General features: G+C 65.0%; 21 protein-coding genes. 8 read left to right on the top strand and 13 right to left on the bottom strand.

What is annotated here, in order from left to right; all coding sequences use genetic code 11:
- Positions 1 to 7 precede the first annotated feature (7 nt).
- A complete protein-coding gene (locus AC56LY_RS03080) occupies positions 8 to 358 on the bottom strand; it encodes a DUF1294 domain-containing protein (protein ID WP_499576525.1) in 351 nt (116 codons plus the stop codon).
- A gap of 767 nt (positions 359 to 1,125) precedes the next feature.
- Between AC56LY_RS03080 and AC56LY_RS03075 the strand changes: the two genes are divergently transcribed.
- Positions 1,126 to 1,548, top strand: a complete 423-nt coding sequence (locus AC56LY_RS03075) for a DUF3597 domain-containing protein (RefSeq protein ID WP_332530914.1) — start codon at positions 1,126 to 1,128, stop codon at positions 1,546 to 1,548.
- A gap of 61 nt (positions 1,549 to 1,609) precedes the next feature.
- On the opposite strand, the gene AC56LY_RS03070 is transcribed toward AC56LY_RS03075, so the two are convergent.
- Both AC56LY_RS03070 and trpS read right to left on the bottom strand, forming a co-directional pair.
- Complete coding sequence (locus AC56LY_RS03070; RefSeq protein ID WP_499576523.1) at positions 1,610 to 2,659, bottom strand: serine endopeptidase; 1,050 nt, start codon at positions 2,657 to 2,659, stop codon at positions 1,610 to 1,612.
- 128 nt (positions 2,660 to 2,787) lie between these two features.
- On the bottom strand, positions 2,788 to 3,849 hold the full coding sequence (trpS, locus tag AC56LY_RS03065; RefSeq protein ID WP_499576521.1) for a tryptophan--tRNA ligase: 1,062 nt from the start codon (positions 3,847 to 3,849) through the stop codon (positions 2,788 to 2,790).
- A 310-nt stretch (positions 3,850 to 4,159) separates the two neighbouring features.
- Here trpS and AC56LY_RS03060 point away from each other — a divergent pair, with 310 nt between their 5' ends.
- Genes AC56LY_RS03060 through AC56LY_RS03050 form a run of 3 tightly spaced genes read left to right on the top strand, consistent with a single transcriptional unit; the run spans position 4,160 to position 9,610 of the window.
- Positions 4,160 to 6,487: a family 1 glycosylhydrolase gene (locus AC56LY_RS03060; protein ID WP_499576519.1), complete on the top strand. Its 2,328-nt coding sequence runs from the start codon at positions 4,160 to 4,162 to the stop codon at positions 6,485 to 6,487.
- 56 nt (positions 6,488 to 6,543) lie between these two features.
- Positions 6,544 to 8,313 carry a cation:proton antiporter domain-containing protein gene (locus AC56LY_RS03055; protein WP_499576517.1) on the top strand — a complete coding sequence of 590 codons (1,770 nt, stop codon included), beginning with the start codon at positions 6,544 to 6,546 and terminating at the stop codon, positions 8,311 to 8,313.
- Positions 8,314 to 8,347: 34 nt separating this feature from the next.
- Complete coding sequence (locus AC56LY_RS03050; protein WP_499576515.1) at positions 8,348 to 9,610, top strand: CaiB/BaiF CoA transferase family protein; 1,263 nt, start codon at positions 8,348 to 8,350, stop codon at positions 9,608 to 9,610.
- A 58-nt stretch (positions 9,611 to 9,668) separates the two neighbouring features.
- Here the strand turns inward: AC56LY_RS03050 and AC56LY_RS03045 are convergent, their stop codons facing one another.
- The gene (locus AC56LY_RS03045) at positions 9,669 to 9,872 is read right to left on the bottom strand and encodes a hypothetical protein (RefSeq protein WP_499576513.1); all 204 of its coding nucleotides are present in this window, start codon (positions 9,870 to 9,872) and stop codon (positions 9,669 to 9,671) included.
- Between the two features lie 269 nt (positions 9,873 to 10,141).
- Between AC56LY_RS03045 and AC56LY_RS03040 the strand changes: the two genes are divergently transcribed.
- Positions 10,142 to 11,791 carry a DUF4394 domain-containing protein gene (locus AC56LY_RS03040; protein WP_499576511.1) on the top strand — a complete coding sequence of 550 codons (1,650 nt, stop codon included), beginning with the start codon at positions 10,142 to 10,144 and terminating at the stop codon, positions 11,789 to 11,791.
- Positions 11,792 to 11,877: 86 nt separating this feature from the next.
- On the opposite strand, the gene AC56LY_RS03035 is transcribed toward AC56LY_RS03040, so the two are convergent.
- The 4 genes from AC56LY_RS03035 to AC56LY_RS03020 are packed head-to-tail and all read right to left on the bottom strand — an operon-like array spanning position 11,878 to position 16,396.
- On the bottom strand, positions 11,878 to 12,588 hold the full coding sequence (locus tag AC56LY_RS03035; RefSeq protein WP_499576509.1) for an anti-sigma factor: 711 nt from the start codon (positions 12,586 to 12,588) through the stop codon (positions 11,878 to 11,880).
- Positions 12,585 to 13,142: a sigma-70 family RNA polymerase sigma factor gene (locus AC56LY_RS03030; protein WP_499576505.1), complete on the bottom strand. Its 558-nt coding sequence runs from the start codon at positions 13,140 to 13,142 to the stop codon at positions 12,585 to 12,587. The genes AC56LY_RS03035 and AC56LY_RS03030 overlap by 4 nt, the downstream gene beginning before the upstream one ends.
- A 28-nt stretch (positions 13,143 to 13,170) precedes the next feature.
- A complete protein-coding gene (locus tag AC56LY_RS03025; protein ID WP_499576501.1) occupies positions 13,171 to 14,907 on the bottom strand; it encodes a response regulator in 1,737 nt (578 codons plus the stop codon).
- A complete protein-coding gene (locus AC56LY_RS03020; RefSeq protein WP_499576497.1) occupies positions 14,894 to 16,396 on the bottom strand; it encodes an ATPase domain-containing protein in 1,503 nt (500 codons plus the stop codon). The genes AC56LY_RS03025 and AC56LY_RS03020 overlap by 14 nt, the downstream gene beginning before the upstream one ends.
- A 450-nt stretch (positions 16,397 to 16,846) precedes the next feature.
- Here AC56LY_RS03020 and infA point away from each other — a divergent pair, with 450 nt between their 5' ends.
- Positions 16,847 to 17,113 carry a translation initiation factor IF-1 gene (infA, locus tag AC56LY_RS03015; RefSeq protein ID WP_482897817.1) on the top strand — a complete coding sequence of 89 codons (267 nt, stop codon included), beginning with the start codon at positions 16,847 to 16,849 and terminating at the stop codon, positions 17,111 to 17,113.
- 129 nt (positions 17,114 to 17,242) lie between these two features.
- Here infA and AC56LY_RS03010 read toward each other — a convergent pair whose 3' ends face one another.
- Genes AC56LY_RS03010 through AC56LY_RS02990 form a run of 5 tightly spaced genes read right to left on the bottom strand, consistent with a single transcriptional unit; the run spans position 17,243 to position 20,987 of the window.
- On the bottom strand, positions 17,243 to 18,451 hold the full coding sequence (locus AC56LY_RS03010; RefSeq protein ID WP_499576494.1) for an MFS transporter: 1,209 nt from the start codon (positions 18,449 to 18,451) through the stop codon (positions 17,243 to 17,245).
- 10 nt (positions 18,452 to 18,461) lie between these two features.
- Positions 18,462 to 19,340: a hypothetical protein gene (locus tag AC56LY_RS03005; RefSeq protein ID WP_183549875.1), complete on the bottom strand. Its 879-nt coding sequence runs from the start codon at positions 19,338 to 19,340 to the stop codon at positions 18,462 to 18,464.
- Positions 19,341 to 19,354: 14 nt separating this feature from the next.
- Positions 19,355 to 20,146: a hypothetical protein gene (locus tag AC56LY_RS03000; protein WP_183549872.1), complete on the bottom strand. Its 792-nt coding sequence runs from the start codon at positions 20,144 to 20,146 to the stop codon at positions 19,355 to 19,357.
- Positions 20,136 to 20,645: a hypothetical protein gene (locus tag AC56LY_RS02995; RefSeq protein WP_499576491.1), complete on the bottom strand. Its 510-nt coding sequence runs from the start codon at positions 20,643 to 20,645 to the stop codon at positions 20,136 to 20,138. The genes AC56LY_RS03000 and AC56LY_RS02995 overlap by 11 nt, the downstream gene beginning before the upstream one ends.
- A 48-nt stretch (positions 20,646 to 20,693) precedes the next feature.
- The gene (locus tag AC56LY_RS02990; protein ID WP_499576489.1) at positions 20,694 to 20,987 is read right to left on the bottom strand and encodes a DnaJ domain-containing protein; all 294 of its coding nucleotides are present in this window, start codon (positions 20,985 to 20,987) and stop codon (positions 20,694 to 20,696) included.
- A 199-nt stretch (positions 20,988 to 21,186) separates the two neighbouring features.
- Between AC56LY_RS02990 and AC56LY_RS02985 the strand changes: the two genes are divergently transcribed.
- Both AC56LY_RS02985 and AC56LY_RS02980 read left to right on the top strand, forming a co-directional pair.
- Complete coding sequence (locus AC56LY_RS02985) at positions 21,187 to 22,941, top strand: glutamine--tRNA ligase/YqeY domain fusion protein (RefSeq protein WP_499576486.1); 1,755 nt, start codon at positions 21,187 to 21,189, stop codon at positions 22,939 to 22,941.
- A 73-nt stretch (positions 22,942 to 23,014) separates the two neighbouring features.
- Complete coding sequence (locus AC56LY_RS02980) at positions 23,015 to 25,204, top strand: metallophosphoesterase (RefSeq protein WP_499576482.1); 2,190 nt, start codon at positions 23,015 to 23,017, stop codon at positions 25,202 to 25,204.
- Positions 25,205 to 25,313: the final 109 nt, after the last annotated feature.

The following is a 25,313-nucleotide window of genomic DNA, read 5'->3' as shown; positions in this document are numbered from 1 at the left end:
TGCTTCATCATGCAGCAGCCGGTTGACCGAAGCGGTAAGCAAGTAATGCGAAGACGCCCAGGTTCAGCGCCACCGTCGCCTGAAATTTCCATTGGAACGATTGCTTGCTGGTCTTGTGGCGCAGCCACTGTTGCGCCAGCACGGCGCCGGGCCAGCCACCGATCAGGCCCAGCAGCAGGAGCGTGGCTTCCGGCGTGCGCCACGTGCTGGCGCGAGCGGCCGACTTGTCCATCGCGTAGGCCACGAAACAGGTCAGGCTGGTGACGAGATAGGCGGCGCCGACGATCTGCGACATGTTCCAGGCCAGGCTGGCAAACAGGTACAGGACGAGGAACATGGCGAGCGGGACGTAGGGCATGCCGACAGCTTACCGTTCGCGGCGCCGTCGTGTCCACTTGGCAAATAGATGCAGCGCTACCCTTTCCTGCTCAACACCCACGCAACGGTCACAGAGCGCAGAGCGCGGACCGCAGAGCCCAGATCGTTGATGATCGATGCACCGTGGGTTCGTCATCGTACAGAGCGGTACATATCAAAACGCCTACGCTGGTCATCCATCCCGGCATTCACCCAGCAGGAGAACACATGGCTTTTGATTTAGGTAATTTGTTGCAGCAATATCTTGGTGGCGCAGGCGCCGCCAGCACCAACGGCAATGCTGCCGCCGACTTCGACCAGGTAGCGCAGAACGCGCCCCGGGCCAGCGTCGCACAAGGCATCGCGAGCGCACTGCGCTCCGACCAGACCCCACCGTTCCCGCAGATGGTCAGCCAGCTGTTTGGCCAGAGCGACCAGAACCAGCGCGCCGGCATGCTGACCAGCTTGCTGGGTGGCGCGGGTGGCAGCGTGCTGTCGTCGGTCGCCGGTGGCGCACTGAGCAAGATCTTCGGCAACAATGTGCCGACGCAGGTGACACCTGAACAGGCAGCGCAGGTCTCGCCCGAGCAAGTACAGGAACTGGCTGAAAAAGCACAACAGCAGAATCCCGGCATCGTCGATCGCATGAGCGACTTCTACGCCGAGCATCCGACGCTGATCAAGGCTGCCGGGGGCGCCGCCCTGGCCGTCGCACTGGGCTACATGGCAAACAACATCCGTAAACAATCACCAGAAAAGGAGGGTCCCGTGGGTATCCTGAGCAACATCTTCCATAAAATTTTCCCAGGCAAAAAAGACGCAGCACCGGCGGCAACGCCAACGGCTGCACCTGCTGCCCCGACCGCAGCACCGGCAGCACCAACGGCCGCCGCACCGGCAGCAGCGCCAGCGCCAGCAGCGGCGCCAGCCCAGCCAGTCGATGTCGAGCAAGTCCTGAACGGCATGCTCGCCTCGTCGGGCCAGCAACTGAACTGGCGTTCGTCGATCGTCGACCTGCTCAAGCTGCTCGGCCTGGACAGCAGCCTGCAGTCGCGCAAGGAACTCGCCGCTGAGCTGAACTACACCGGCGACATGAACGATTCGGCCAAGATGAACATCTGGCTGCACCGCCAGGTCATGAACAAGCTGGCAGCCAATGGCGGCAAGGTGCCTGCTGACCTGCGTGACTGATACCCCGTAGCGCGCAACAAACAAAACCGCAACCGGTCTGGCCGGCTGCGGTTTTTTTCATTCAGTCGGCCAGTGTCGTGTTGGCCGTCGTGCCGCATGCAAAGCAGAACCGTGCAAACGCATTCTTGCGCGTCGTGCAGGCAGTGCAGCGGTTGAACAGGCCGATGCCACAGTGCGGGCAGAAATCGTTCTTGCCGTCCTTCAGGTCGACCGCCCGCTCGCAGCCGGGACACACACTTTTCACCAGCCGGGTCTGAACCACGTCATAGCGCATCCCCTGGCGGCGTTCGGCATCGGGCAAGGCTTCAGCCAGCTTCTGGCGCGCCAGGTATCCCTGCAACCACCGGATCGCATAACGCCCGGCAACGACCGTCAGGACGATGCCGACGATGTAGCGCACGTAACCGCCATAGCTCGGCAGATACGGCACCAGTTCGAAAAAGAACGTGAACAACGCAAACAGGATGAAGCCCCAGGCGAATGGCCAGTCGGGCGTCTTGCGCTTGTGCTTGAACAGCCAGCCGGCCACCAGCAACAGCGGCAGGGTCAGTGCAAGCCGATAGCCGAAGACACGCAGCTCACGCGCAGCCTGGGCTTCAAACAACGCCGTCTCGGCAGGCTCTTCCAGCGAGCGCCAACGGGTGCCGGCACGCTCCCCGGCCTGGGTTGCGTCGAGCAGCGTCTGCTGCTCGGCTTCGACTGCTGCAAGCGCCGTGCGCTCGGCGCTTGCGAGCGCATCGAGTGCTTCGGTGCGCTTGATTAATTCCGGATCCTGCTCGGGGCGCGCCGTCACCTGCCGCGTCGCCAGCCAGTTGCCGAACGTCTCGCGCGCCGAGGCAGTATTCGCACTGGCCACCGTGTGCTTCTGGGTTGCCTGTTCCAGACGCGACTGGGCCTGCTCCTGCGCCTTGTGCGCTGCTTCCCGCTCGGCTTGCACACTGGCCAGTTGGGCCGGGTCCATGAACTGCTCGAGCGTCAGTGGCTCTTCAACATCGCGCAAGTTCTGCACGATCAGGCTGCCAAGCCCGATCAAAAAGCCGGCAAACACGAACGCAACGAGCCACAGGGCGCGCTGCATCCATTTTTCAGTCAGGCGAAGGCCTTTGCTCATGAGGAACTCCCGGGTGATGGACAAGCGTGCAGCTTGCCACCCCCGGGCGCCGTGCGCTACCGATAGTCAACACGGCCTTGCGCTGCGCTACCACCGGCATCACCTCGTGATACCCGTCCGAAGCAAGCTTAGAAGTACGACAGTCCCAGCGCCTTCTTGACTTCATCGGTGGTGGCCGCCGCAACTTCACGCGCCTTCATCGTGCCTTCCTTCAGCATCTGCATGACGTAAGCCGGGTCTTTCGCGAACTCTTCACGGCGCGCGCGGATCGGCGCCAGCATGTCCTGCAGGATGCCTTCGAGGCGCTTCTTGACGATGCTGTCGCCCAGGCCGCCGCGCTGGTAATGCGCCTTCATCTCGGCCAGGCCATCCTTGTCGGTATCGAACGCGTCCAGGTACGTGAAGGCGACGTTGCCTTCGATGTGGCCCGGGTCGGACACCTTCAGGTGCAGGGGGTCGGTGTAGACGTTCTTGACGGCGGCGCGGATCTCGTCAGGGCTGGCGCCCAGGTTGATCGTGTTGCCCAGCGACTTGCTCATCTTGGCCTTGCCGTCGATGCCTGGCAGGCGCCCCACTTCGGGCACGAAGGCCTTGGCTTCCACCAGAATGTCGCGCCCCACGATGCGATTGAACTTGCGCACGATCTCGTTGCACTGCTCGATCATCGGGATCTGGTCTTCACCGACCGGCACCATGTTTGCCTTGAAGGCGCTGATGTCGGCAGCCTGGCTGGCCGGGTAGGTCAAAAAGCCCGCCGGGATGTCGCGCTCGAAGCCGCGCAGGACGATTTCAGCCTTGACGGTCGGGTTGCGCTCGAGGCGCGCGACGGTCACGAGGTTCAGGTAATAGAACGTGAGCTCGGTCAGCTCGGGAATTTGCGACTGGATGAACACGGTCGTCTTGGCAGGATCGATCCCGACAGCAAGGTAATCGAGCGCCACTTCGACCACATTCCGGTGTACCTTACCCAAGTCATCCATATTGTCGGTCATGGCCTGGGAGTCGGCGAGCATGACGAACTGACGGTATTGATGCTGATACGCCACGCGATCGCGCAGGCTGCCGACGAAGTGGCCCAGGTGCAGCGGGCCCGTTGGCCGGTCACCGGTGAGGATGATCGAGTTGGCAGCCGGGGTTGCTACGGTAGCAGTGGCAGTATCGGTAGAAGTAGTTGAAGTAGGCAGTGTCATCGAGGTTCCTGGTTCTATGCCCCGATCGCTGCGTATCAACAATGAACGCCGCCTGAATCGAGGCGGCTATGAAATGCACATCATTTCCCGTGGCCGCGCGCTGTCAGCGGCGCCACCAGGAAAGAAGAATGGAATGTGCTTTCGGAAAGATCATGGACCGCATGGTTGCAGGTTGCCGCCGCGCTGTCAACCGCCACCCGGACCATGACCCGACAGCAAGCTCTCCCAACACAGCAGAAATTAACTGGAGCACTTCGCAGAGCACTTCATGCCGACCAGCTAGTTGCAATAATATTAAGGAATCAACGCCATGAACAAGAGCACGAACAGCCACAATGATCAGAACCACCAGGACCATCCCCTCGAACTGTGGGGCGGCCTCGAATGCACCGTCAACCGCGTGCAGGACGCCTATTTCAGCCAGCTCGACCGCAACGGCCACACCGACCGGCCGTGCGACATCGAGCGCTTCGCCGGCCTCGGCATCCGCGCCATCCGCTATCCGATCCTGTGGGAGCGCACGGCGCCGGATGGCCTCGAGCACGCCAACTGGCACTGGCCCGACGAACGCCTGAACGCGCTGCGCGCCGCCGGTGTCACGCCGATCGCCGGCCTGGTCCACCACGGCAGCGGGCCGCGCCACACGAGCCTGGTCGACCCCGGTTTTGCAGAGGCACTGGCCGCCTACGCCGGCGCTGTCGCCGCGCGCTATCCCTGGCTCGAGTACTACACCCCCGTCAACGAGATCTGCACGACGGCGCGCTTTGCCGGCCTGTACGGTGTCTGGTATCCGCACGGGCGCGACGACCGCACCTTCATCCAGGCGCTGCTGAATCAGTGCCGCGCGACCGTGCTGTCGATGCGCGCGATCCGCGCCGTCAATCCAGATGCCAAGCTGATCCAGACCGACGATCTCGGCAAGACCTACAGCACGCCCGAACTGAGCGACGTCGCCGAGTTCTACAACGAGCGCCGCTGGCTGGGCTGGGACCTGCTGTGCGGAATGGTCGTGCCCGACCACCCGTTGTGGAACTACCTGCTGCGCAATGGCGCCGATGCCGCCGACATCCTCTGGTTCCGCGACAACCCGTGCCCACCCGACATCATCGGCTGCAATTACTACGTCACGAGCGAGCGCTGGCTCGACCATCGCCCGGAGCGCTATCCGGCGCACCACCGCGGCATGGCCGACGACCTTCCGTGCGCCGACGTCGAAGCCTCGCGCGTGCTGGCCACACCCACGCCCGGCATCGCCCCGCTGCTGCAGGAAATCTGGGACCGCTACGGCATCCCGCTGGCGATCACCGAAGCGCACATCGACGCCAACCGCGAAGACCAGATGCGCTGGCTGCTTGAAATCTGGGAAGCGGCGCAGCAGTCGCGCGCCAAGGGCGTGGACGTGCGCGCCGTGACCGTCTGGGCGCTGCTCGGGTCATTCGACTGGAATTGCCTCGTCACCGCCGAACACGGCTATTACGAGCCGGGCCCGCTCGACGTGCGCTCGCCGCTGCCGCGCCGCACTGCGCTGGCCAACATGATGAACGAACTGGCCGCCGGCCAGCCACTGTCGCACCCGGTACTGCGTGCGCAGGGCTGGTGGCGCCGCCCGGGCCGCTTCGTCTGCCAGCCCGTTGCCACGCCCGACACGGTTACGTCCACCGCCACCGACGGGCACCGCGTGGTCGACACGAGCGCCCCGCCGATCCTGATCCTGGGCGCCACCGGCACGCTGGGCCGCGCTTTTGCCCGCATCTGCGAAAAGCGCAACCTGGCGCACCGGCTGCTGTCGCGTCAGGACATGGACATCGCCGATCAGGAATCGGTCGAGCGCGCACTGGCGCGTTACAAACCGTGGGCCGTGATCAATACCTGCGGCTACGTGCGCGTGGACGACGCCGAGCACGAACTCGAGCGCTGCATGCGCGAAAACACCGTGGGCGCGGCGACGCTGGCCGCTGCCTGCGCGCAGCATGGCATTCACCTGACCACGTTCTCGAGCGACCTCGTGTTCGATGGCAGCAACGAGCGGCCGTATGTCGAATCCGATCCCGTTGCGCCGCTGGGCGTGTATGGCCGCAGCAAGGCCGAGGCCGAGCGCGTTGTCCTTCTGAACCACCCGGGTGCGCTGGTCGTGCGCACGAGCGCCTTCTTCGGGCCGTGGGACGAGCACAACTTCGTCACGCAGGCCCTCGCTGCGCTGGAACGGGGTGACCCGTTCGTCGCAGCCGGCGACCTGACCGTGTCGCCGACCTTCGTGCCCGACCTGGTGCATGCGTGCCTCGACCTCGCGGTCGACGGCGAAGCGGGCATCTGGCACCTGGCGAATCAGGGCGAACTCACCTGGGCCGAACTGGCGCGCCGCGCGGCCGAACTGGCCGGCATCGATGCGCACCGGCTCGAAGCGCTGCCCGCAGAGGAATTCGGCTTCACGGCGCCGCGCCCACGCTATTGCGCGCTCGCCAGCGAACGGGGCGCGCTGCTGCCGACGCTCGACGATGCGCTGCGCCGCTACATCGACCTGCGTAATGCCGACCGCGACGAACGGCGCGAGCTTGAAGCGCAGGCCGAACGGCGCCAGGACGTGGCGGGTGGCGAGCGTCAGGCCGAACTGGATGAGGCCATTCACTCGGGGACCTGACCGGTCCGTGTGGTAGGGTTGGCAATCGCGCCAACCCTCCACGAACAGGTACCACCGTGAACGACCACCACGCTTTCCCCTTCCTGCGTGAAATCCTGCTGTTCCTGATCCTGGCTGGCATCCTCATTCCTACCTTGCAGCGCCTGCGCATCAACCAGGTGCTGGGATTTCTTGCCGTCGGCGCCCTGCTCGGCCCCTTCGGCCTGGGCGCGCTGGCCCTGCATACGCCGTGGCTGTCGTTCCTCACCTTCCCCGCCGGCCCCGGCATCTCGATGCTGGCTGAAATCGGCGTGCTGTTCCTCATGTTCATGATCGGGCTGGAACTGTCGGCCGCGCGCCTGTGGTCGATGCGGCGCTGGGTGTTCGGTGCCGGCACCGCGCAGGTCGCGGCCAGCGCCACACTGATCGGCGCGGCCCTGTATCTGTATGGCTTGCCGGGCCAGGCCGCCGTCATCCTCGGCCTCGTGCTCTCATTGTCGTCCACCGCCGTCGTCATGCAGCTGATGAACCAGCAGCACAGCACCGGAACGCGCCTGGGCCAGGCCGCCTTCGCCGTATTGATGCTGCAGGATCTGGCCGTGGTGCCGATCCTGATCCTGATCGGCGCACTGGCGAAGGGTGCCGGCGACGGCAACGACGCGCTGCTGCTGGCCGCCATCACGCTGGCCAAGGCCGCTGGCGCGATTGCTCTCATCTACCTGGTGGGCGGGCGCGTCGTGCATCCGCTGTTTCGCGCCTTTGCCCGCCAGCGCCAGCCCGACGTGTTCATGGCACTGGTGCTGCTCGCGACCTTCGGCATCGCGGCGCTGTCGGCCGCCGCCGGCCTGTCGATGGCGCTGGGCGCACTGATCGCGGGCCTGCTGCTGGCCGAAACCGAATTCAAGCACGAGGTCGAGCTGATGGTCGAGCCGTTCAAGGGCCTGCTGATGGGCCTGTTCTTCATGACGGTCGGGATGACCATCGACACCGGCCAGATCCTCGACGCCCCGCTGTGGCTGGCCACCTTCGTCCTCGGACTGGTACTGATCAAGGGCATTGTCGTGGCCCTGCTGTTCCGGATTGGCGGGTTGCCGTGGGGCCGCGCCGTCGAAGGTGGCCTGCTGCTGGGCCAGGGCGGCGAGTTCGCCTTCATCGTCATCGGCTATGCGGCCACCAGCGGCGTGCTCGATCCGGCGCTGGGCGCGCGCGTGATGCTGGCGGTCGGCCTGTCGCTGTTCATCACGCCAATGCTGGCGCGCCTGGGCCGGGCCATCGGCGACCAGCTGGAAACGCGCGGGGACCAGCTCGCCGCGCAGCACGATCATGCCGCCCTGAGTGCGGTGCGCGGCCAGGTCATCATTGCCGGGTTCGGCCGCGTCGGCCAGCAACTGGGCAAGCTGCTGACTGCGCAAAAGATTCCATTCGTGGCGTTCGAAACCGATGCGCGACTGGTGGCGCAGCTGCGCGCCGACGGCTGGCCGGTCTGGTTCGGCAATGCGGCGCGGCCCGAGCTGCTGCGCCGCGTGCACGCCGACGAGGTGCCCGCGATCGTGCTGACGATGGACCAGCCGCTCGCGGCGCTGCAGGCCGTGCACGGCATCCGGCGCGAATTCCCGCACGTGGCCTTGTTTGCCCGCTCGCGCGACGAGAAGCACGCGCGCGACCTGCGCCTGGCCGGGGCCTCGGTCGTGGTGCCCGAAACGCTGGAAGCGAGCCTGCAATTGTCCAGCTTCGTGCTTGGGGCGATGGGCCTGGAAGAGCGCACGATCGACGCCATCGTCGACCGTGAACGCGCGCTGTCGGCGGCCGCCCAGCTGGCGCCGCAGCCCATGGCCGGCCCGTTATAATCGGCGCTTCATGATTGATTAAGCTGCCTCCACCATGACGCCATCTTCCGCTTCCGCCGCCGCTTCCACATCCCTGCCCAAGGCGCTCGGCCACATCCGCGTGCTCGACCTGTCGCGCGTGCTGGCCGGCCCGTGGTGCGCGCAGAACCTGGCCGACCTGGGCGCCGACGTGATCAAGATCGAGCGCCCCGGCAGCGGCGACGACACGCGCGCCTGGGGCCCGCCGTATGCGAAGGACGCCAATGGCCGCGACACGCAGGAAGCGGCGTATTACCTGACGGCCAACCGCGGCAAGCGCTCGATGACGGTCGATATCGCCAGCAGCGAGGGCCAGGCGTTACTGCGCGAACTGGTACTGTCGTGCGACGTGGTGCTCGAGAACTTCAAGGTCGGGCACCTGGCGCGCTATGGCCTCGACTACGCGAGCCTCAAGGCGCTCAAACCCGACCTGGTCTACTGCTCGATCACGGGCTTTGGCCAGGATGGTCCCTACGCGCACCGCGCCGGTTACGACTTTCTGATCCAGGGCATGGGCGGCCTGATGTCGGTGACGGGCGAGCGCGACGACGTGCCCGGCGGCGGGCCGCAGAAGGCCGGCGTGGCGCTGACGGACCTGATGACAGGCATGTATGCGACGGTGGCCGTGCTGGCTGCGCTGACGCATCGCGATCGCACCGGTGAAGGCCAGCAGATCGACATGGCGCTGCTCGACACGCAGGTGGCGATGCTGGCCAATGTCGGCAGCAATTATCTCAACAGCGGCAAGGCGCCAAAGCGCTGGGGCAATGCGCACGCCAATATCGTGCCATACCAGACCTTTGCCTGCCTGGATGGTCACATCATTGTCGCCGCGGGCAACGATGGCCAGTACCAGAAGTTCGTCGAAGCGGGCGGCCGGCCCGGGCTGGCGTTGGATGCGCGCTTTGCCACCAACCCGCTGCGGGTGCAGCACCGCGACGTGCTCGTGCCGCTGCTGGCCGAGATGGTCGGCGAAAGAACGCGCGCCGACTGGATCGCGCTGCTGGAAGAACACGGCGTGCCGTGCGGGCCGATCAACGACGTGGGCGAGGTCTTCGCCAATGAGCAGGTGCAGGCGCGCGCGATGGCGATCGCGCTGCCGCATCCGAGCGCCGGCAAAGTCACGCTGGTACGTAATCCGATCCGCATGTCGGCCACGCCGGCCACCAGCAGCGTGGCGCCGCCCACGCTGGGCCAGCACACGCTGGACGTCCTGCGCGATGTGCTGGGCAAGAGCGACGCCGAGATCGCCGCCCTGCAGAACCGCGGCGTCGTCTAGACCCGCCTCTTCCCGTCGTCCTCCACGCTGGCGGCCCCCCGGCCGCTTCCGGGCGAACTTAGCGCACCCGCGTCCAGGCCCGCACCGATGCGAAGACCAGCAGGAACAAAGAACAGATCAGCATGCTGAAGAGCGCGCCGGCGATATAGAAGCCCGGCGTGAATTCGGTATCCGACATGGTCGACCAGGTCTTGATGAGCGCGCCCGCGCCAGCCAATGAAATGGCGAGCACGGACACGACCTCACCCAGGGAAACACGCATGACAACACCGTTGAAACAGAGGTTGCTGATGCAGAAAATCTGCAACAGAATTACCCAAGAGTAACATGCGACATTGTCACCAAAATGCGTGCATTCTCACCATCGCGCAGGGTTCAGGCACCTGCCGGGCTAGGCCAGAAAATTTATTTTCACCAAGCTGCATCCAATCCTGCATCTGATGCGTAGTACCGGTGTCGACATGGCAGCGTGCCCGCGGGCCGTGCGCCCTGATCCACTTTGACGACCCATTCTACTAATAAGGACACATCATGAAAAAACCACAATTCGCCAAGCTCGTCCTCGTTTCTTCGATCGCCCTTGCGCTGACCGCCTGCGGCAGCGATGACGACGACAACAATGCCGCGCCGGCGCCGACCACCCCGCCGCCGGCATCCGCGACTGTTGGCGATGTGGTTGCCCTGACTGTCAGCAACCGCTTGATCTCGTTCGACCGCGCCGCCCCTGCGACCATCCGCACCAATGTGCTGGTCACCGGCCTGCAGAGCGGCGAAAACCTGGTCGGCATCGACATGCGTCCGGTCGACGGCATGCTGTACGGCGTCGGTTCGACCGGCCGCCTGTACACGCTCGATCCGGTGACCGGCGCCGCGACCAACAAATCGCGCCTGGCCGCTGATCCTGCCGACACCACCGATGCATTCACCGCGCTGGCGGGCACCAACTTCGGCGTCGACTTCAACCCGATGGCCGACCGCCTGCGCATTGTCAGCAACACGGGCCAGAGCCTGCGCATCAATGTCGACACCGGCGCGACGACCACCGACGGCAGCATCAATGGCGGCGCAGCGAACACGGCGATTTCCGCCTCGGCCTACACCAACTCGTTCGCCGGCACCGGCTCGACGACGCTGTTCGGCATCGATGCCGTCAACAACACGCTGTATACGCAGAATCCGCCAAACAACGGCACGCTGGCCAACCCGGTCCCGCTGGGCATCGTCGCCGGCGCCGTCAACGGCTTCGACATCGATGCACGCACGAACATGGGCTATATGGTGGCCACCGTCGGCGGCGCACGCAACCTGTATGGCGTGAACCTGGCCGCCACCACCGCACCGGCGACGCTAGTGGGCGCGCTGGGCGTGACCGAAGACATCCGCGGCATCGCGCTGCGCGCGGCGCAGACGCCGGTCGTGCTGGGCCTGACCGACGATAACCGCCTGGTCGGCTTCAAGGTCGGCACGCCGAACACGCTCGACACCAATGTCACCATCAGCGGCCTGGCCCCGGGTGAACTCGTGCTCGGCATCGACGTGCGTCCACGTGACGGCATGCTGTACGGCCTGACCTCGACCGCGCGCCTGATCACGATCGATCCAACCAATGGCGTCGCGACCGTGAAGGCCACGCTGGCCGCTGACTCCACCGACACCACGCTCCCCTACACCGCGATTGCCGGCACCGCATTTGCCGTCGACTTCAACCCGGTGGCCGACCGCCTGCGCGTGATCAGCAATAGCGGCCAGAACCTGCGCATCAACGTCGACACCGGCGCGACGACCACCGACGGCGTCATCAACCGCGCCGGCGTCGCCCCTGTCGTCGCAGCAGCGGCCTACACCAACAGCATCCTGAATGCGACCACGACGCAGCTATTCGACGTCGACAGCGCCAGCTCGGTGCTGGCCCTGCAGAACCCGCCGAATGACGGCACGCTGGTCAATGTCGGCCCGCTGGGCGTGACAATCGCCGGCGACGGCGGCATGGACATCGCCGGCGGCGCCAACGGCCTGGTGCTGGCAGCGCTGCGCACCACCGACGGTGGCCCGACCTCGCTGTACCGCGTCGACATCACCACCGGCGCCGGCACGCCGATCGGCGGCGCCACCAACCCGACCGCATCGCGCATCGGCAGCGGCATGCCGGGCGTGAAGGACATCGCAATCTGGCTGCGTTGATCCGGCTGCGATAATCACACCGTAGCATGAACAAAGGGCGTTCCCGCTGATGCGGGAACGCCCTTTTCCGTTGGTGCGCGCGATGTCTAGATAACCACGGCACGTCCGATGAACAGGATGGGACCGGTCGGCTTGCCGATCGGTGAGCCGGCCTCCGGCTCCAGCGTGATCTCGAACAGCTGGTTCGGCACGATCTTCGGCAGCTTGTCGAGCTTGACCTCGACGGTCTCGCCCGGCTTGACGAGGCCCAGCGACACGGGGCCGGACCAGTCGTCGGCCTTGGTCCACAGCTGCAGCGCACGCTGCGACGGCACGGCAGTCGCGACCAGCGGTTCGAGGCGCAGCGTGGTCGCGCCCGTCATCTTGAGCACCCAACCCGGCGCCGCGTTCTGCGGCGCGGCCAGCACGACCATGTAGTGCGGCTGCTGCAGGTCGTTGACGCGCAGGCCGACCACTACCGCCATCACGGCAGCGGCGGCAAAGCCGCCGGCAGCCAGGCCGCGCCACAGGCCAAGGCGCTCCCACCAGCCGTGGCGCGCGACCGTCACTGGCTTGCTGACAGGTCCCAGGCTGCGCTCGATGCGCGCCCACAGCGACGCCGGCGGCGTGCTTGGTTCCACCAGCGTGGTTAGGGGCAGCAGGCGCGCTTCCCAGAAGGCAACGGCGGCGCGCAGCGAGGCATTCTCAACCAGCGCAGCGTCGACCTCGAGCCGCTTGGCGCGTGGCAGCGTGCCGAGCACGTATTGGCCGGCCAGCTCGTCGTAATCGTGTGTCGTGTAATCGTGTGTTGCGTTCATACCATGCACTCCCGCAGCGCGCTCATGCCGCGCTTGATCCAGGCCTTGACCGTGCCCAGCGGTGACTTGAGCCGCTCGGCGATTTCACTGTGCGAAAAGCCATCCACATACGCGTGCAGGATGCTGTTGCGCTTGGCCGGATCGAGTTGCGTCAGGCACTCGTGCAGCCGGCCCATGTCCTGGCGCAGCTCGAACGCATCCTGCATATTGGGATCGAAGGCGTCGGCGTCGAGCGCATCGAGCGTTTCTTCGTCGACGCCGACTTCATGGGCGCCATCGCGCATCGCGTCGAGCGCCGCATGGCGCACGATCGTATACATCCAGCCGCGGCCCGAACCGCGCGTGGCATCGAAGCCGGCGGCGCGGGTCCAGATACTCACGAAGGCGTCGTGCACGACATCTTCGGCGCTCTGGCGGTCGCGCACGATGCGCAGCGCCACGCCCAACAGGCGCGGACTTTCCTGGTCATACAGCCGGCGCAGGGCGTGCCGGTCGCCGCGGGCGCAGGCGCCGATGGCAGCTTCATAGTCGAATGGGTCAGGTGCGGTCGTCACGATCGTCCGTTGGAAAGTGGCAGTGCATTCATACGAGTGCCGCGCTGTCGCGCTGGCGCTGGCGGTCAAGGGCCTGGCCGACACTCACTGCGAGTTCGGCCAGCTGGAACGGTTTGCGCAGCACGATGTCGTCGCCGATCACCTGCTCGATCGCCTTCATGTCGGCGTAGCCGGTGGCAATGATCATCGGCAGGCCCGGGAACATGGCGCGCGTGCGCACCATCAGGTCGGCGCCCGTCATGCCGGGCATCAGGTAGTCCGTAATCAGGAGGTCCGGCCGCGCCCGTTGCAGGGCTGCGAGGCCCGCTTCGCCGTCGGCCGCCTGCGTCACTTTGTGGCCGAGCGCTTCGAGTGACGAGACCATAGAGGCGCGTACGAAGTCGTCGTCTTCCACGATCAGGATGCGCGCCGGCTGGCTCGCCACCGGCATCTGCGCCACCGGCGCCGGCTCGGCTTCGTCCAGATTGGTGGCGGCGCGCAGCCAGATCTCCACCGTGGTGCCCACGCCCTGCTCGCTGACGATGCGCGCCGCGCCGCCCGATTGCTGCGCCATGCCGTACACCTGGCTCAGGCCCAGCCCGGTGCCCTTGACGCCTTTGGTCGTGAAGAATGGCTCGAACACCTTGCCCACCAGTTCCGGCGCCATGCCTTCGCCGCTGTCGGTCACGGCGATGCGCACGTAGTCGCCGTCGGCCAGCAGGCCCGCCGGCGGCGCCGACATGCCGGCCGAGAACACCAGCTCGCCCCCGGCCGGCATCGCGTCACGGGCATTGATGGCCAGGTTCAGCAAGGCCATCTCCATCTGGTTGCCGTCGGCCAGCACCGCCGTGCAATCCTGGTCGACGGCAAAGCGCAGCCGGATCGCCGAACCGACGGAGCTGGCCACCAGTTCGCGCACGCCATCGAACAACAGGCCGATATCGGTCTCGCGCAGGTCGAGGCTCTGGTTGCGCGCGAACGCCAGCAACTGGCTCGTGAGCTTGCCGCCGCGCTGGCAGGCGCGGCGCGCGATCTCGGCGCGGCCCTTGGCCACGTCGTCCTTCGACATCAACAGGATCAGGTCCATGCTGCCCTGGATCACATTGAGCAGGTTGTTGAAGTCGTGCGCGATGCCGCCGGTCAGGCGCCCGACCGCTTCCATCTTCTGGTATTGCGCCATCGCCTGCTGCACGCGTTCGCGCTCGATGATCTCGTTCATCAGGCGGTCGTTGGCCTGGGCCAGCGCGCGCGTGCGCTCGTCGATGCGCGATTCCAGCGTTTCGTTCAGGGCGACGAGTTCCTGCCGGCTGTCGTGCAGGCTTTGCGCCGTGCGCTCGCGGTCGGCCAGCACGTCGCGCGCCTGGTACTGGCGGCGGCGCGCGCGCAGGGCCGAGATACTGGCGCTGCGCAGCGTCTGCGCATTGAGCGGGCGTTCGAGCAGGATTACGTTACCGTAGTCGCCCAGGCGCTCGCGGGCCGCGCCCTGCTGCAGGCCGATTGCCTTGGCCAGCAACACGATGAACGGAAAGTCGGACCATGGCGCCTGCGCCTCGAGCCAGGCATGCAGGGCCCTGACATCGACGTTCTGCAGCGCTTCTTCGGCCAGGATGGCCGCGCCGGCGCCTTCTGCGATCGCCGCGCCCAGCTGGGCGAAGTCGGTGAAGGCCTTGCACTCGAGGCCATCGCGCTGCAGCACCGACGCCATGACGTCGGCATCGCGCCCGCGCGGCGCGAAGATCAGGATGCGCTCTTCGTGCGCGCTGCGCGGCTGGCTAGCGCCCGGCATCTGCAACCGGTTCCATCATGGGCGTGGCGCCGCGGTAGTTGGGGATACCGGTCAGCACACCCTCGAAACCGACGAGCGGCGCGCCGATGCGCACCCCGCCCTCGCCCAGCTGCAGTTCGTGGATCGTCTGCGCGTGCTGCGTGGTGCGGCTCTTGATCACACTGATGGCGCGCCGCACATTGCCGCTGGCTTCAAAAAAGCGCATCAGCACCGTGCTGTCGCTCAGGTAGCTCAAGTCGATGTCGGTGCGGGCCTCGGCCATCAGGCCGTGCTGGCCCAGGATCATCACGGTCGTCACGCCCTGCTGGTTCAGGTACGACAGCAGTTCGTGCATCTGCAGCGTCAGGAACTGTTCGCCCGGCATCGCCTGCAGGTAGGCGTTCAGGCTGTCGATCACCATGAAGCGCGTGCTTTCGCGTTCGACAGCGTCGCGCAGCAGTTGCGCGAATTCCCCGGGCGAGAGTTCGGCCGGATCGAAGTGGCACATCGTGAGCTGGCCAGTGGCCAGGTAAGGCCGCAGGTCCAGCCCCAGTTGCGTGCTGCGGGCAAAGAAGGTGCCCAGGCCCTCGTCGAACAGGTAATACGCGGCCTTTTCGCCACGCTCGAGCGCAGCCAGCAGGCAGCGCGTGGACAGCGTGGTCTTGCCGATGCCGGACGGCCCGACGATCAAGGTGTTGGTACCGCGAATCAGGCCGCCGCCCAGCAGCGCGTCGAAGCCGTCGGAGCCGCTCGAGCCGACCATCGGCACGAAGTCGCGCACGTGTTCGGCGGCCACCAGGCGCGGGTACATCGTGATGCCGCCCGTATCGAGCGCATAGTCATGGAAACCCCCGCGAAAGCGGATGCCGCGCATCTTGATGATATTGACGCGGCGCCGCTCCTTGCCGTAGTCGCGGGCAATCTGTTCCAGGCTGATGACGCCGTGCGCAATGCTGTGCAGATGCTGATCGGACTGGCTGGTCTTGTCGTCGAGCAGCAACACGGTGCAGTCACGCGCGGTAAAAAATTGCTTGAGCGCGAGAATCTGGCGGCGGTAACGCAGCGGATTCTGGGCCAGCAGGCGCATTTCGGACAGGCTGTCGAACACCACGCGCACCGGACGCAGTTCGTCGACCCGGTCCATCACCTTGCGCGTGGTTTCGCCCAGCTCGATTTCGGAGGGGTGAAAGACGGACTGTTGCGCATCGACATCAAGATCGTCTTCCCCTGCCAGCTCGTAGATCGACAGCGCGCCCAGGTCCCATCCATGACTTTGACCTACCGCAACAAGCTCATCGGCAGTTTCGGACAGGGTGACATACAGGCCTGCCTCACCACGGGCCAGCCCGTCGAGCAGGAACTGCAGACCAAGCGTGGTCTTGCCGGCACCGGGGGAGCCTTCGACGAGGTACACGCGTTGCGGCGTCAAGCCGCCACCCAGAATGTCGTCGAGACCGGAGATACCGGTGGAAATACGGCCCGGCATGTTGTCGGAAACGCGGTCGTTCATGAAAGCAGCCCAGGGAAGTCGGCCGGAGCACGCGTGGGCAGTGGCGGCACGCGGAAGACCTGGTGAAAGACGTTGCTTTTTGCAACGGAAGTTGGGCAGATTATATCGTCATTAAGGCTGTGCATGAACCGCAGACCGGCAACCGTGCTACACTATCGCTTGTATGCATCGATCACTCCTCCACGATTACAAAGTTTCAGGAATGACAACACGAGATTGCCACTGGAAAATTCTACTACCGTCCCCATATCGTGTTCCTGTGGACAAATGATTCGCGCGAAGCGCGACGCCACGGCACGAGATGGCACACGGGCCGCAACACCCAGCGAAGTCAATATTATTCCCATCCTGACACCGCCTGCTTCATGCGGGCCGCATCATCCGCCAGCCCGTGCGCCGCGCGCCAGGCTGGTGTGATTACCCAATATTAAAATTTACAGGAGCTCCATCATGGCAAAAGAAGAACTCATCGAAATGAATGGCGTCGTGGCTGAAGTGCTGCCGGACTCGCGTTATCGTATCGACTGCGAAAACGGCCACAAGCTGATCGCTTATACCTCGGGCAAGATGCGCAAGAACCACATCCGCATCATCGCCGGCGATCAGGTCAGTCTCGAACTGTCGCCGTACGACCTGAGCAAGGGCCGGATCACCTTCCGTCACCTTGGCAAAACCAACGGCGCACCGCGCCCGCAAAACCGCGCAGCACGCCGCTGATCGCATAACGCCACGCTTCGCAGCGTGGCGTTTTTACTTGTGCGCCGCTTTTCACGCGTCGCACCGCACCGGTATTGCCCCGTAGTTGCTGCGTTAGTCGCCCCGTTAGTCGCCCTGTTTTTGCTTCCGCTAGTAGTTAATCGGCAACGGTGCCAGCCGCCGCAGATGCAGCGCAATCCCCAAGCCCACTCCCAGCAACCCCGCCAGCAAGCTCACGACACCGGTCCAGCCCCAGTGCTCGTAGACATACCCGCCCGACCAGCCCACCACGCTCGACCCCAGGTAATAGAAGAACAGGTAGATGCCCGAGGCCAGTGCCTGTGGCGCCCGTGCGCGCCGCCCGACCCAGCTGCTGGCCACTGAATGCGACGCAAAGAAGCCGAATGTCGCCAGGCCCACGCCCAGCACGATCGCGACCAGTGAATCGGCCAGCGTGATCAGCAAGCCGGCGATCATCAATCCCATCATGAGCCACAGCACATTGCGCCGCCCCAGCCGGTCGGCCAGCTTGCCGGCCCACATCGAACTGACAATGCCCAGCAGGTACAGCAGCGACAGCAGCCCGACAGCGCTTGGTCGCAGGTTGAATGGCGCGCCCAGCAACCGGTAACCGATGTAGTTGTACAGCGTGATGAAGGCGCCCATCAGCAGAAACGACAGCGCGAACAGCCACGGCAGCCCAGGATCGCGCAAGTGAATGCGCACACCGGCGATGAAGCCGGGGCCGCGCGCCGGCAGCGTCGCACCATGGCGCGAGGCCGGCAGGCTGCGCGAGAATTCCCACGCCGCGTACAGCCCGGCCGCGCCCAGCACGCCGAGCGCGATGCGCCACGAGGCGAAATCGCTGATGAAAGCCGATAACACCCGCCCCGTCATGCCGCCAAAAGCGCTGCCGCTGATGTACATGCCCATCGACAGGCCAAGGGATGTCGGTTCGATCTCGTCACCCAGATAGGCCATCGCCACGGCCGGCAAGCCGCCCAGCATCAGGCCCATGCAGGCGCGCAGCGCCACCAGGTGAATGTAATCGGACGCAAACGCGCAGCCCAGCGTCAGCACGGCGCCGCTGAGCATCGAGCCGACCATGACTTTTTTACGCCCAAAGCGCTCGGCAACGTTGCTGGAGCCCAGCAGTGCGAGGGCCAGCATGGCCGTTGCCACCGACAGCACCAGGCTGCTCTGCGCCGGGGACAGCCCGAAATCGCGGCCCAGCAGCGGCATCAGCGGCTGCACGCAATACAGCAGCGCAAAGGTGGAAAAGCCGCCAAACGCCATCGCGCGGTTGATACGCCGGAACGCCACGCTGCCGGCGGCAATGCGCACGCCTGACGTGGTCACCGGCCAGCCTTCACGGGTACTCGGGATCGAGCTCCGACCCGGCGTAGTTTTCCATTTCGGCAAACAGCTGCTTCATCGTCGCCGTCGTGCCAATCAGTTGCAGCACCGTGCAACTGGCGCGGTAGGTCGCGATGCGCGCAGCGATGACTGGCTGGTGCGCCGGCGGCACACGCGCCATCAGCTCGGCCCAGCCGGCCTCGAAATCGGGATTGTGCTTGCGCACTGCCTTGACGAAGCGTTCGAACTCGCGCTGGCCGGTGCGCGCCGTAATGCGCGCGCCGCCTTCGGCCGCGAAAATGATCGCCATCGCGATCACGCCTTCGGCATTCAGGTCCGGATCGACGACCGCGCCCTCATAATGGTGCTTGCGCAGCCACTCGGCGGCCTTGACGACCGCCTGGACTTCCTGGCGCTGGCGCACCTGGCCCAGATAGCGCTCGTAGCCCGACCACGATTCGCCCGGATCGGCGGTGCAGATGTCGACGAACAGTTCTTTCAGGCGCCGCTGCGCATAGATCGGGTCCAGGTCGTATTCGCTCACCAGGCTGTCCTCGGGCAGCGCGGCCAGCTCGCGGATCAGGCGAAAGCCGGCCTGGAACGCGTGCTCGGCGCCCTCCCCGATCAGGATGTCGAGCGCATCGAGGTCGCCCTCTTCCTCGGTCTGGATCAGGTGCTCGAGACCCAGCGAGATGCCGCCGACCGTCAACAGCAGCGCGCGCCCGATGCCTTCGGCGGTACGGTCGTTGGTGAACTTTTCGGCCACCATGGCGGTGATCCCGGACAATTCATCGGCCAGGATCGCCGCTTCATCGGGCGTGGCGTCGACCGGCAGCAGCCGGATCGCGCGGATCAGCCGGGGCGGCTTTTCAATGACAATGGCAGGCAACATGCTGGGACCTGCCGTCACGAAAAGATGTCCGAGCCCAGGCTGCGGCGCGGGCTGCGGCGCGGCATGCTGCGCACCGACGGCACCTGCTTGCGCAGACGCAGCAACAGGTCGCGGGTCGAGCGCTGCATGAATTCGGACTCTTCGTCCGGATCGTCCGGCAGCTCGATCTCGGCCATCTCGGCGCTGTGGCGGAACTCCGGGAACAGCTCCAGTAGCGAACGCTCCCAGCCATCTTCGCTGGCCTTGGCCAGGTCGACCGCCAGCGGCACGATGTCGCTGTCGGCGCTCGTCTGGCCGCTCACGTAACGCCCCTTCGACAGGATTTCGCCCGCCACTTCGAGGATTTCGCGCGGGGCCAGCGACCACATGATCGCGAAGATCGTCGCGCCATGGTCGGTGGCGGACGCCGCTTCGAGCAGCTCGTTGCGGCGCTCTTCATCGTCCTGCGCATACACCACGCCATGAACGTGGTTGAACAGGTTTTCGGCAATGCGCTCGGGATCGTCCTCGATCAGGTTGTCGGGCCAGGTCGCAGCGATGTAGGCCAGGCTGTCGGCCCAGGCCTTGGGCGGCACCAGCATCGTGGCCAGCGACGTCTTGCCGCCGTCAAAGCCGGCCAGGTGCAGCGCCGTCACCTGCGGTGGCAGGTCGCTCAGCACCTGTGCCACGGCGTAGTCGCCGTGCTCGTCGGCCGCTTTCGAGAACACCTCTTCGGCGTGGTCGAGCGAGCCGGCCAGCACCAGGTCACCCACCTGCTGCGTCAAGGCTGGCAGGTGTTCGTTCTTGCTGCCGGTATCATCGCTCATCGCGGTCTCCTTCGTCGAACAGGCCGCTGAAGTCGTCGGTCGCTTCGCCGTCTTCATCGACATCGTCGCCATCGTCGTTGCGGCCCAGCTGCTCGAGCGACTGGTCTTCATCGTCCCAGCGGTTCTGGTTCTTGAACAGGAATGCGGTGATGATCGCCTGGCGCGCCAGCTCCGGGAAGTTGGTCGTCATTGCTTCGTACATCCTGGCGCCATCGTCGCCCGTGCATTCGGCCATGGCGAACACCTTGGCCGGGTCGCCGTCGGCGTAGTCCAGTGCTTCGCCCATCAGGCCCTTGGCGTCCAGAAAGCGGATCTTGTCGACCAGCGCGAAGGCCATCATGTTGACGTCGTCGATACCGCCGCCGTCGGCGTATTCGGACACCAGCGCGTTCACCATCATGTCGTAGTTTTTGCGGTTCGGCGGGTCGCCCAGGGTGCCCTCGATCTGGCCTTCCAGTTCACGCGACTGGAAAGAGAATTCGGGATGTACGTTTTTCATAATGTGTCCTGTAGATGTGTATGGCGGGCCGCATGCGCGGCCAGGGCGTCAGTGCGCGGGCAGGTTGACGCCGTTCAGGGCGAACAGCGAGCGCCACAGCTCGAAGGCTTCGGCTTCGGCGTCGAGCACGATGCGGTGGTTCACGCTCTGGTTGTATTCGTCGCGCCTGGCGCGGTCAGAGAGGATCTCATAGGCCTTGCTCACGGCCTTGAAGCGCGCCTCGGCGCCCGGCGCCTGGTTGCGGTCCGGGTGATAGCGCATGGCCAGCGAGCGGTAGACCTTCTTGATCTCGTCGTCGGTGGCATTCGGGGCCACGCCGAGGATCGCATATAAATTTTCCAACAGAAACTCTCCCGGCGTCAGCCGTCTGGCAATGAATCACGGTTTAAAGAGAGATTATCCTATAGAAAAGGTTCGACGGGGCGCGGGTGCCCGCTTTTGCGGGATGGCGGTGGCAGCAGGCAGGGTAACGACGAGGGCATGCTACAGGGCCGCTGTCTACGGTAAAATGCCCGACACCTTACCCTCCCAGAACTATCTCATGAGCAACGACAAGAATTCCCCGGCGCCGGGCAACGCACCGTCGTCGAACTTTGTGCGTGCCATCGTCGAATCCGACCTGGCCGCCGGCACGCATGCCCGTGAGGGCCTGCCGCCCGTGATCACGCGCTTCCCGCCCGAGCCGAACGGCTACCTGCACATCGGCCACGCCAAATCGATCTGCCTGAACTTTGGCCTGACGCGCGACTACGGCGGCCTGTGCCACCTGCGTTTCGACGACACCAATCCCGAGAAGGAAGACCAGGAATACGTCGACACGATCATCGACAGCGTCAAGTGGCTCGGTTTCTCGTGGCAGCAGAACGGCCAGGAGCACCTGTACTACGCCAGCGACTACTTCGACCAGCTGTACGCGATGGCCGAGTACCTGATCCAGAACGGGAAAGCCTACGTCGACAGCCAGAGCGCCGAAGAGATGGCGAAGAACCGCGGCAATTTCGGCACGCTGGGCACCAATTCGCGCTTCCGCGACCGCCCGACCGAAGAATCGCTGCAGCTGTTCCGCGACATGAAAGCCGGCAAGTACAAGGACGGCGAGCACATCCTGCGCGCCAAGATGAGCGAAGACGCGATGTCCTCGCCGATCATGACGAACCGCGATCCGGCCCTGTACCGCATCCGCCATGCGCACCACCACCGCACGGGCGACGCCTGGTGCATCTACCCGATGTACGACTACACGCACCCGATCTCGGATGCGATCGAAAACATCACGCACTCGCTGTGCACGCTGGAATTCCAGGATCACCGCCCGTTCTATGACTGGCTGGTCGAGACGCTGGCCGAGGGCGGCTTCTTCAGGAAGCCCGTGCCGCGCCAGTACGAATTCGCGCGCCTGAACCTGACCTATGTCGTGACCTCCAAGCGCAAGCTGCGCGCGCTGGTCGACGACGGCACCGTCACCGGCTGGGACGATCCGCGCATGCCGACCATCGTCGGCCTGCGCCGCCGTGGCTACACGCCCGAATCGCTGCAGCTGTTCTGCGAACGCATCGGCGTGTCGAAGGCCGACGGCTGGATCGACATGAGCACGCTCGAAGGCGCACTGCGTGATGATCTGGACCCAAAGGCGCCGCGCGCGATTGCCGTGCTGCGCCCATTGAAACTCATCGTCGACAACTTCCCCGAAGGCGAGTCGCACGAGTGCAGCTCGCCCGTGCACCCGCACCATCCGGAGATGGGCAAGCGCACCTTCCCGTTCACGCGCGAACTGTGGATCGAGCAGGAAGACTTCATGGAAACGCCGGTCAAGGGTTACTTCCGCTTCACGCCGCCGCAGGGCGACCTGCCGGGCAGCCGCGTGCGCCTGAAATATGGCTACGTGGTCGAGTGCACGGGCTTCGACAAGGATGCCGACGGCAACGTCACGGCCGTGCACGTGAAATACTTCGAGGATTCGAAGTCGGGCACGCCGGGCGCGGACAACTACAAGGTCAAGGGCAACATCACGTGGGTCAGCGCGGCCAGCGCACTGGAAGCCGAAGTGCGCCTGTACGACCGCCTGTTCCTGGATCCGCAGCCGGACGCCGGCGGCAAGGACTTCAAGACGGTGCTCAATCCGAATGCGCTCGAGACGATCACGGCGTACCTGGAGCCGGGCCTGAAGGATGCCGTGGGCGACCAGCGCTTCCAGTTCGAGCGCCACGGTTACTTCGTGGCCGACCGCGTCGATTCGACGCCGGGCAAGCCGGTCTTCAACCGGGTCACAACCCTCAAGGACAGCTGGGGCAAGTAATCCACCTGTCATGTAACCATCCGGTCATGCAACGATGTCATCCTCCGGGCATCTTGATGACCGGAGTAATTGCATGACCCGTCCAATGTCTCACCGCGCTGCCGCCTGCGCAGCGCTTTCCCTGCTGGCCGTGCTGGCAGGCTGCAGTCCTGGCGACAGCGACTCCCCTGTTGCCGTCACGCCGCCGGTGCAAACGCCGGCCCCGGTCCCGGCACCAGTGCCGGTGAGCACTGCCGTCGCCTTCATGAGCGACGTTCATTTCCAGAATGTCTACGGCGACTTCAAGAGCAGCCAGTTCGCGGGCATTCCGACCAAGGACGGCAAGAACGCAACCATCCGCACGATGTATGCGCAGCTGACCTCCACGCGCCTGTTCAACGAAAATTACTTCGCCTTCTACGCTGCGCTCGACGACGCCTATGCCAAGGGCATTCGCGTCGTCGCGCTGCCGGGCGACTATACCGACGACGCCCAGCCGATGAACGTCGACGGCATCGCCGAGATCATGAAGCAGTACCAGGCCAAGGGCATGCGCTTTTTCATCGCGCCCGGCAACCATGATCCCGTCGAGCCGTTCGATGACAACGAAGCGGGCAAGAACGACTTTCTGACCAAGGACGGCAAGGAACAGAAAATCTACGCCACCGGCAATCCGGCGTGCCTGGCCAAGGACCCGACGGTGATCTGCACCGACCAGGTCATGGAACAAGGCACCGAACGCCTGATGGTCAAGATGGGCGAATTCGGCTTCATGCCGAACAAGGCCGACCTGCTGTGGGAAACCCCGTTCAGCAAGTACGACGCCGGCAAATACACGTATGACGCGGCGCTGGCGCAGTCGAGCGGCAAGAGCCGTGAATTCGAAATCTGCGCCGAAGGTTCGGGCGGCGCCTACAAGGCGGCAGGCGAAGCCAAGCTGGGCAAAGCCTTCACCAAATGTACCAAGCTGATCGACACGACATACCTGGTCGAGCCGGTCAAGGGCCTGTGGCTGCTGTCGATCGACGCCAACGTGTTCGTGCCGAACGCGAAGTTCGACCCGGCCAACCCGACCAGCTTCAAAGGCTTCGACGGCGCGGGTAACGCCGGCTGGAACAAGGTGATCACCCACAAGATGTTCCTGATGGAGTACATCAAGTCGGTCGCCGCCCGTGCCAAGGCCGAAGGCAAGCAGCTGATGGCCTTCTCGCACTATCCGACCATGGACTTCTACGCCAACCAGACGCAGGCGATGAAAGACGTGTTCAAATCGGGCGCGTTCCAGACGGCGCGCGTGCCGGACGCAAGCGTCGCCAACGCCGTGGCGGCCACGGGCCTGCGCCTGCACGTGGGCGGTCACATGCACTTCAACGGCACCAACGACCACACCGACGGCAGCGGCAACTACCTCGTCAATGTGCAGTCGCCGTCGCTGGCCGTGTATGGCGCCGCCTACAAGGTCGTCACCTACAAGGATGCCGAGACGATCGACGTCCAGACCATGCCGCTGTCGACGGTGCCGCGCTTTGCCGAACTGTTCCCGCATTACGTGGTCGAGAACGATTACCTCAAGGGCAGCTCGGTGGTCGCCGATGTCGCCAAGCGCTGGGACCGCAGCATCCTCGACACCCGTTCGTACGGCGAATTCACGCACCAGTACTTCGGCGAACTGTCGCGCCTGCGCTTCATGGATGAATACTGGCCGTGCGAGATGAAAGAAGCGGCGATGGCGCTAAACGGCAAGCACATGCTGATCCTGTCGCAGTTGCAGACCAAGGTCACGCTGGCGCAACTGAAGGATGCGCCCGGCGTGCTGCCCTTGACCGCCGCGTGCGCAGCCCCCGGCACACCGGCGAGCACCACGGTTGCCGCCTCGACGCTGGCCACCGACTGGCAGGACGCCACCGTGCGCGCCGAACGCCTGGCCACGGCCGCCGGCCTGCGCCTGGACGACTTTGCGAACCTCACTCCGTACGCCTTCTACGGCGACTTCCACCGCACCGTGTACGCGGGCGAACTGGCCCTGCGCGACATGGGCCAGGCGCGCGTGAACCAGTACAAGGTCTTGATGGCGGCATTCCCGGCGACGCCAGCGGCGATCGTGCGCATCGGCGACAAGCCGTCCGACCAGAACCCGGTGCACGTGCCGTTCCAGCAGCAGTTCAAGGGCGTCTTCGCGATCCTCAAGGGCCTGGGTTCGGCCAAGCCGAGCGACCATTTCACGGTCGACCTGAAGGGCAAGAAAGTCAGTAACGCCAGCAACAACGGGCTGAGCTTCAACTAGACCAACCTCGTCCTGGTTATTTTACGGCGCCCCGCTCGCAACGAGCCGGGCGCCGTTCCCGCATCAAAGGGGTGGCAGATTGCGGAACCTAGTAAACCTGCTAGCTACG

Source organism: Telluria sp. ZT3P25, assembly GCF_059685895.1.
This window is presented reverse-complemented; position numbering and strand designations above follow the sequence as displayed.

Coding starts and splice junctions, on each gene's coding strand:
- AC56LY_RS03080 (WP_499576525.1), bottom strand. CDS start 358: ATGCCCTACGTCCCGCTCGCCATGTTCCTCGTCCTGTACCTGTTTGCC.
- AC56LY_RS03070 (WP_499576523.1), bottom strand. CDS start 2,659: ATGAGCAAAGGCCTTCGCCTGACTGAAAAATGGATGCAGCGCGCCCTG.
- trpS (WP_499576521.1), bottom strand. CDS start 3,849: ATGACACTGCCTACTTCAACTACTTCTACCGATACTGCCACTGCTACC.
- AC56LY_RS03060 (WP_499576519.1), top strand. CDS start 4,160: ATGAACAAGAGCACGAACAGCCACAATGATCAGAACCACCAGGACCAT.
- AC56LY_RS03050 (WP_499576515.1), top strand. CDS start 8,348: ATGACGCCATCTTCCGCTTCCGCCGCCGCTTCCACATCCCTGCCCAAG.
- AC56LY_RS03045 (WP_499576513.1), bottom strand. CDS start 9,872: ATGCGTGTTTCCCTGGGTGAGGTCGTGTCCGTGCTCGCCATTTCATTG.
- AC56LY_RS03040 (WP_499576511.1), top strand. CDS start 10,142: ATGAAAAAACCACAATTCGCCAAGCTCGTCCTCGTTTCTTCGATCGCC.
- AC56LY_RS03035 (WP_499576509.1), bottom strand. CDS start 12,588: ATGAACGCAACACACGATTACACGACACACGATTACGACGAGCTGGCC.
- AC56LY_RS03025 (WP_499576501.1), bottom strand. CDS start 14,907: ATGCCGGGCGCTAGCCAGCCGCGCAGCGCGCACGAAGAGCGCATCCTG.
- AC56LY_RS03020 (WP_499576497.1), bottom strand. CDS start 16,396: ATGAACGACCGCGTTTCCGACAACATGCCGGGCCGTATTTCCACCGGT.
- infA (WP_482897817.1), top strand. CDS start 16,847: ATGGCAAAAGAAGAACTCATCGAAATGAATGGCGTCGTGGCTGAAGTG.
- AC56LY_RS03005 (WP_183549875.1), bottom strand. CDS start 19,340: ATGTTGCCTGCCATTGTCATTGAAAAGCCGCCCCGGCTGATCCGCGCG.
- AC56LY_RS03000 (WP_183549872.1), bottom strand. CDS start 20,146: ATGAGCGATGATACCGGCAGCAAGAACGAACACCTGCCAGCCTTGACG.
- AC56LY_RS02995 (WP_499576491.1), bottom strand. CDS start 20,645: ATGAAAAACGTACATCCCGAATTCTCTTTCCAGTCGCGTGAACTGGAA.
- AC56LY_RS02985 (WP_499576486.1), top strand. CDS start 21,187: ATGAGCAACGACAAGAATTCCCCGGCGCCGGGCAACGCACCGTCGTCG.
- AC56LY_RS02980 (WP_499576482.1), top strand. CDS start 23,015: ATGACCCGTCCAATGTCTCACCGCGCTGCCGCCTGCGCAGCGCTTTCC.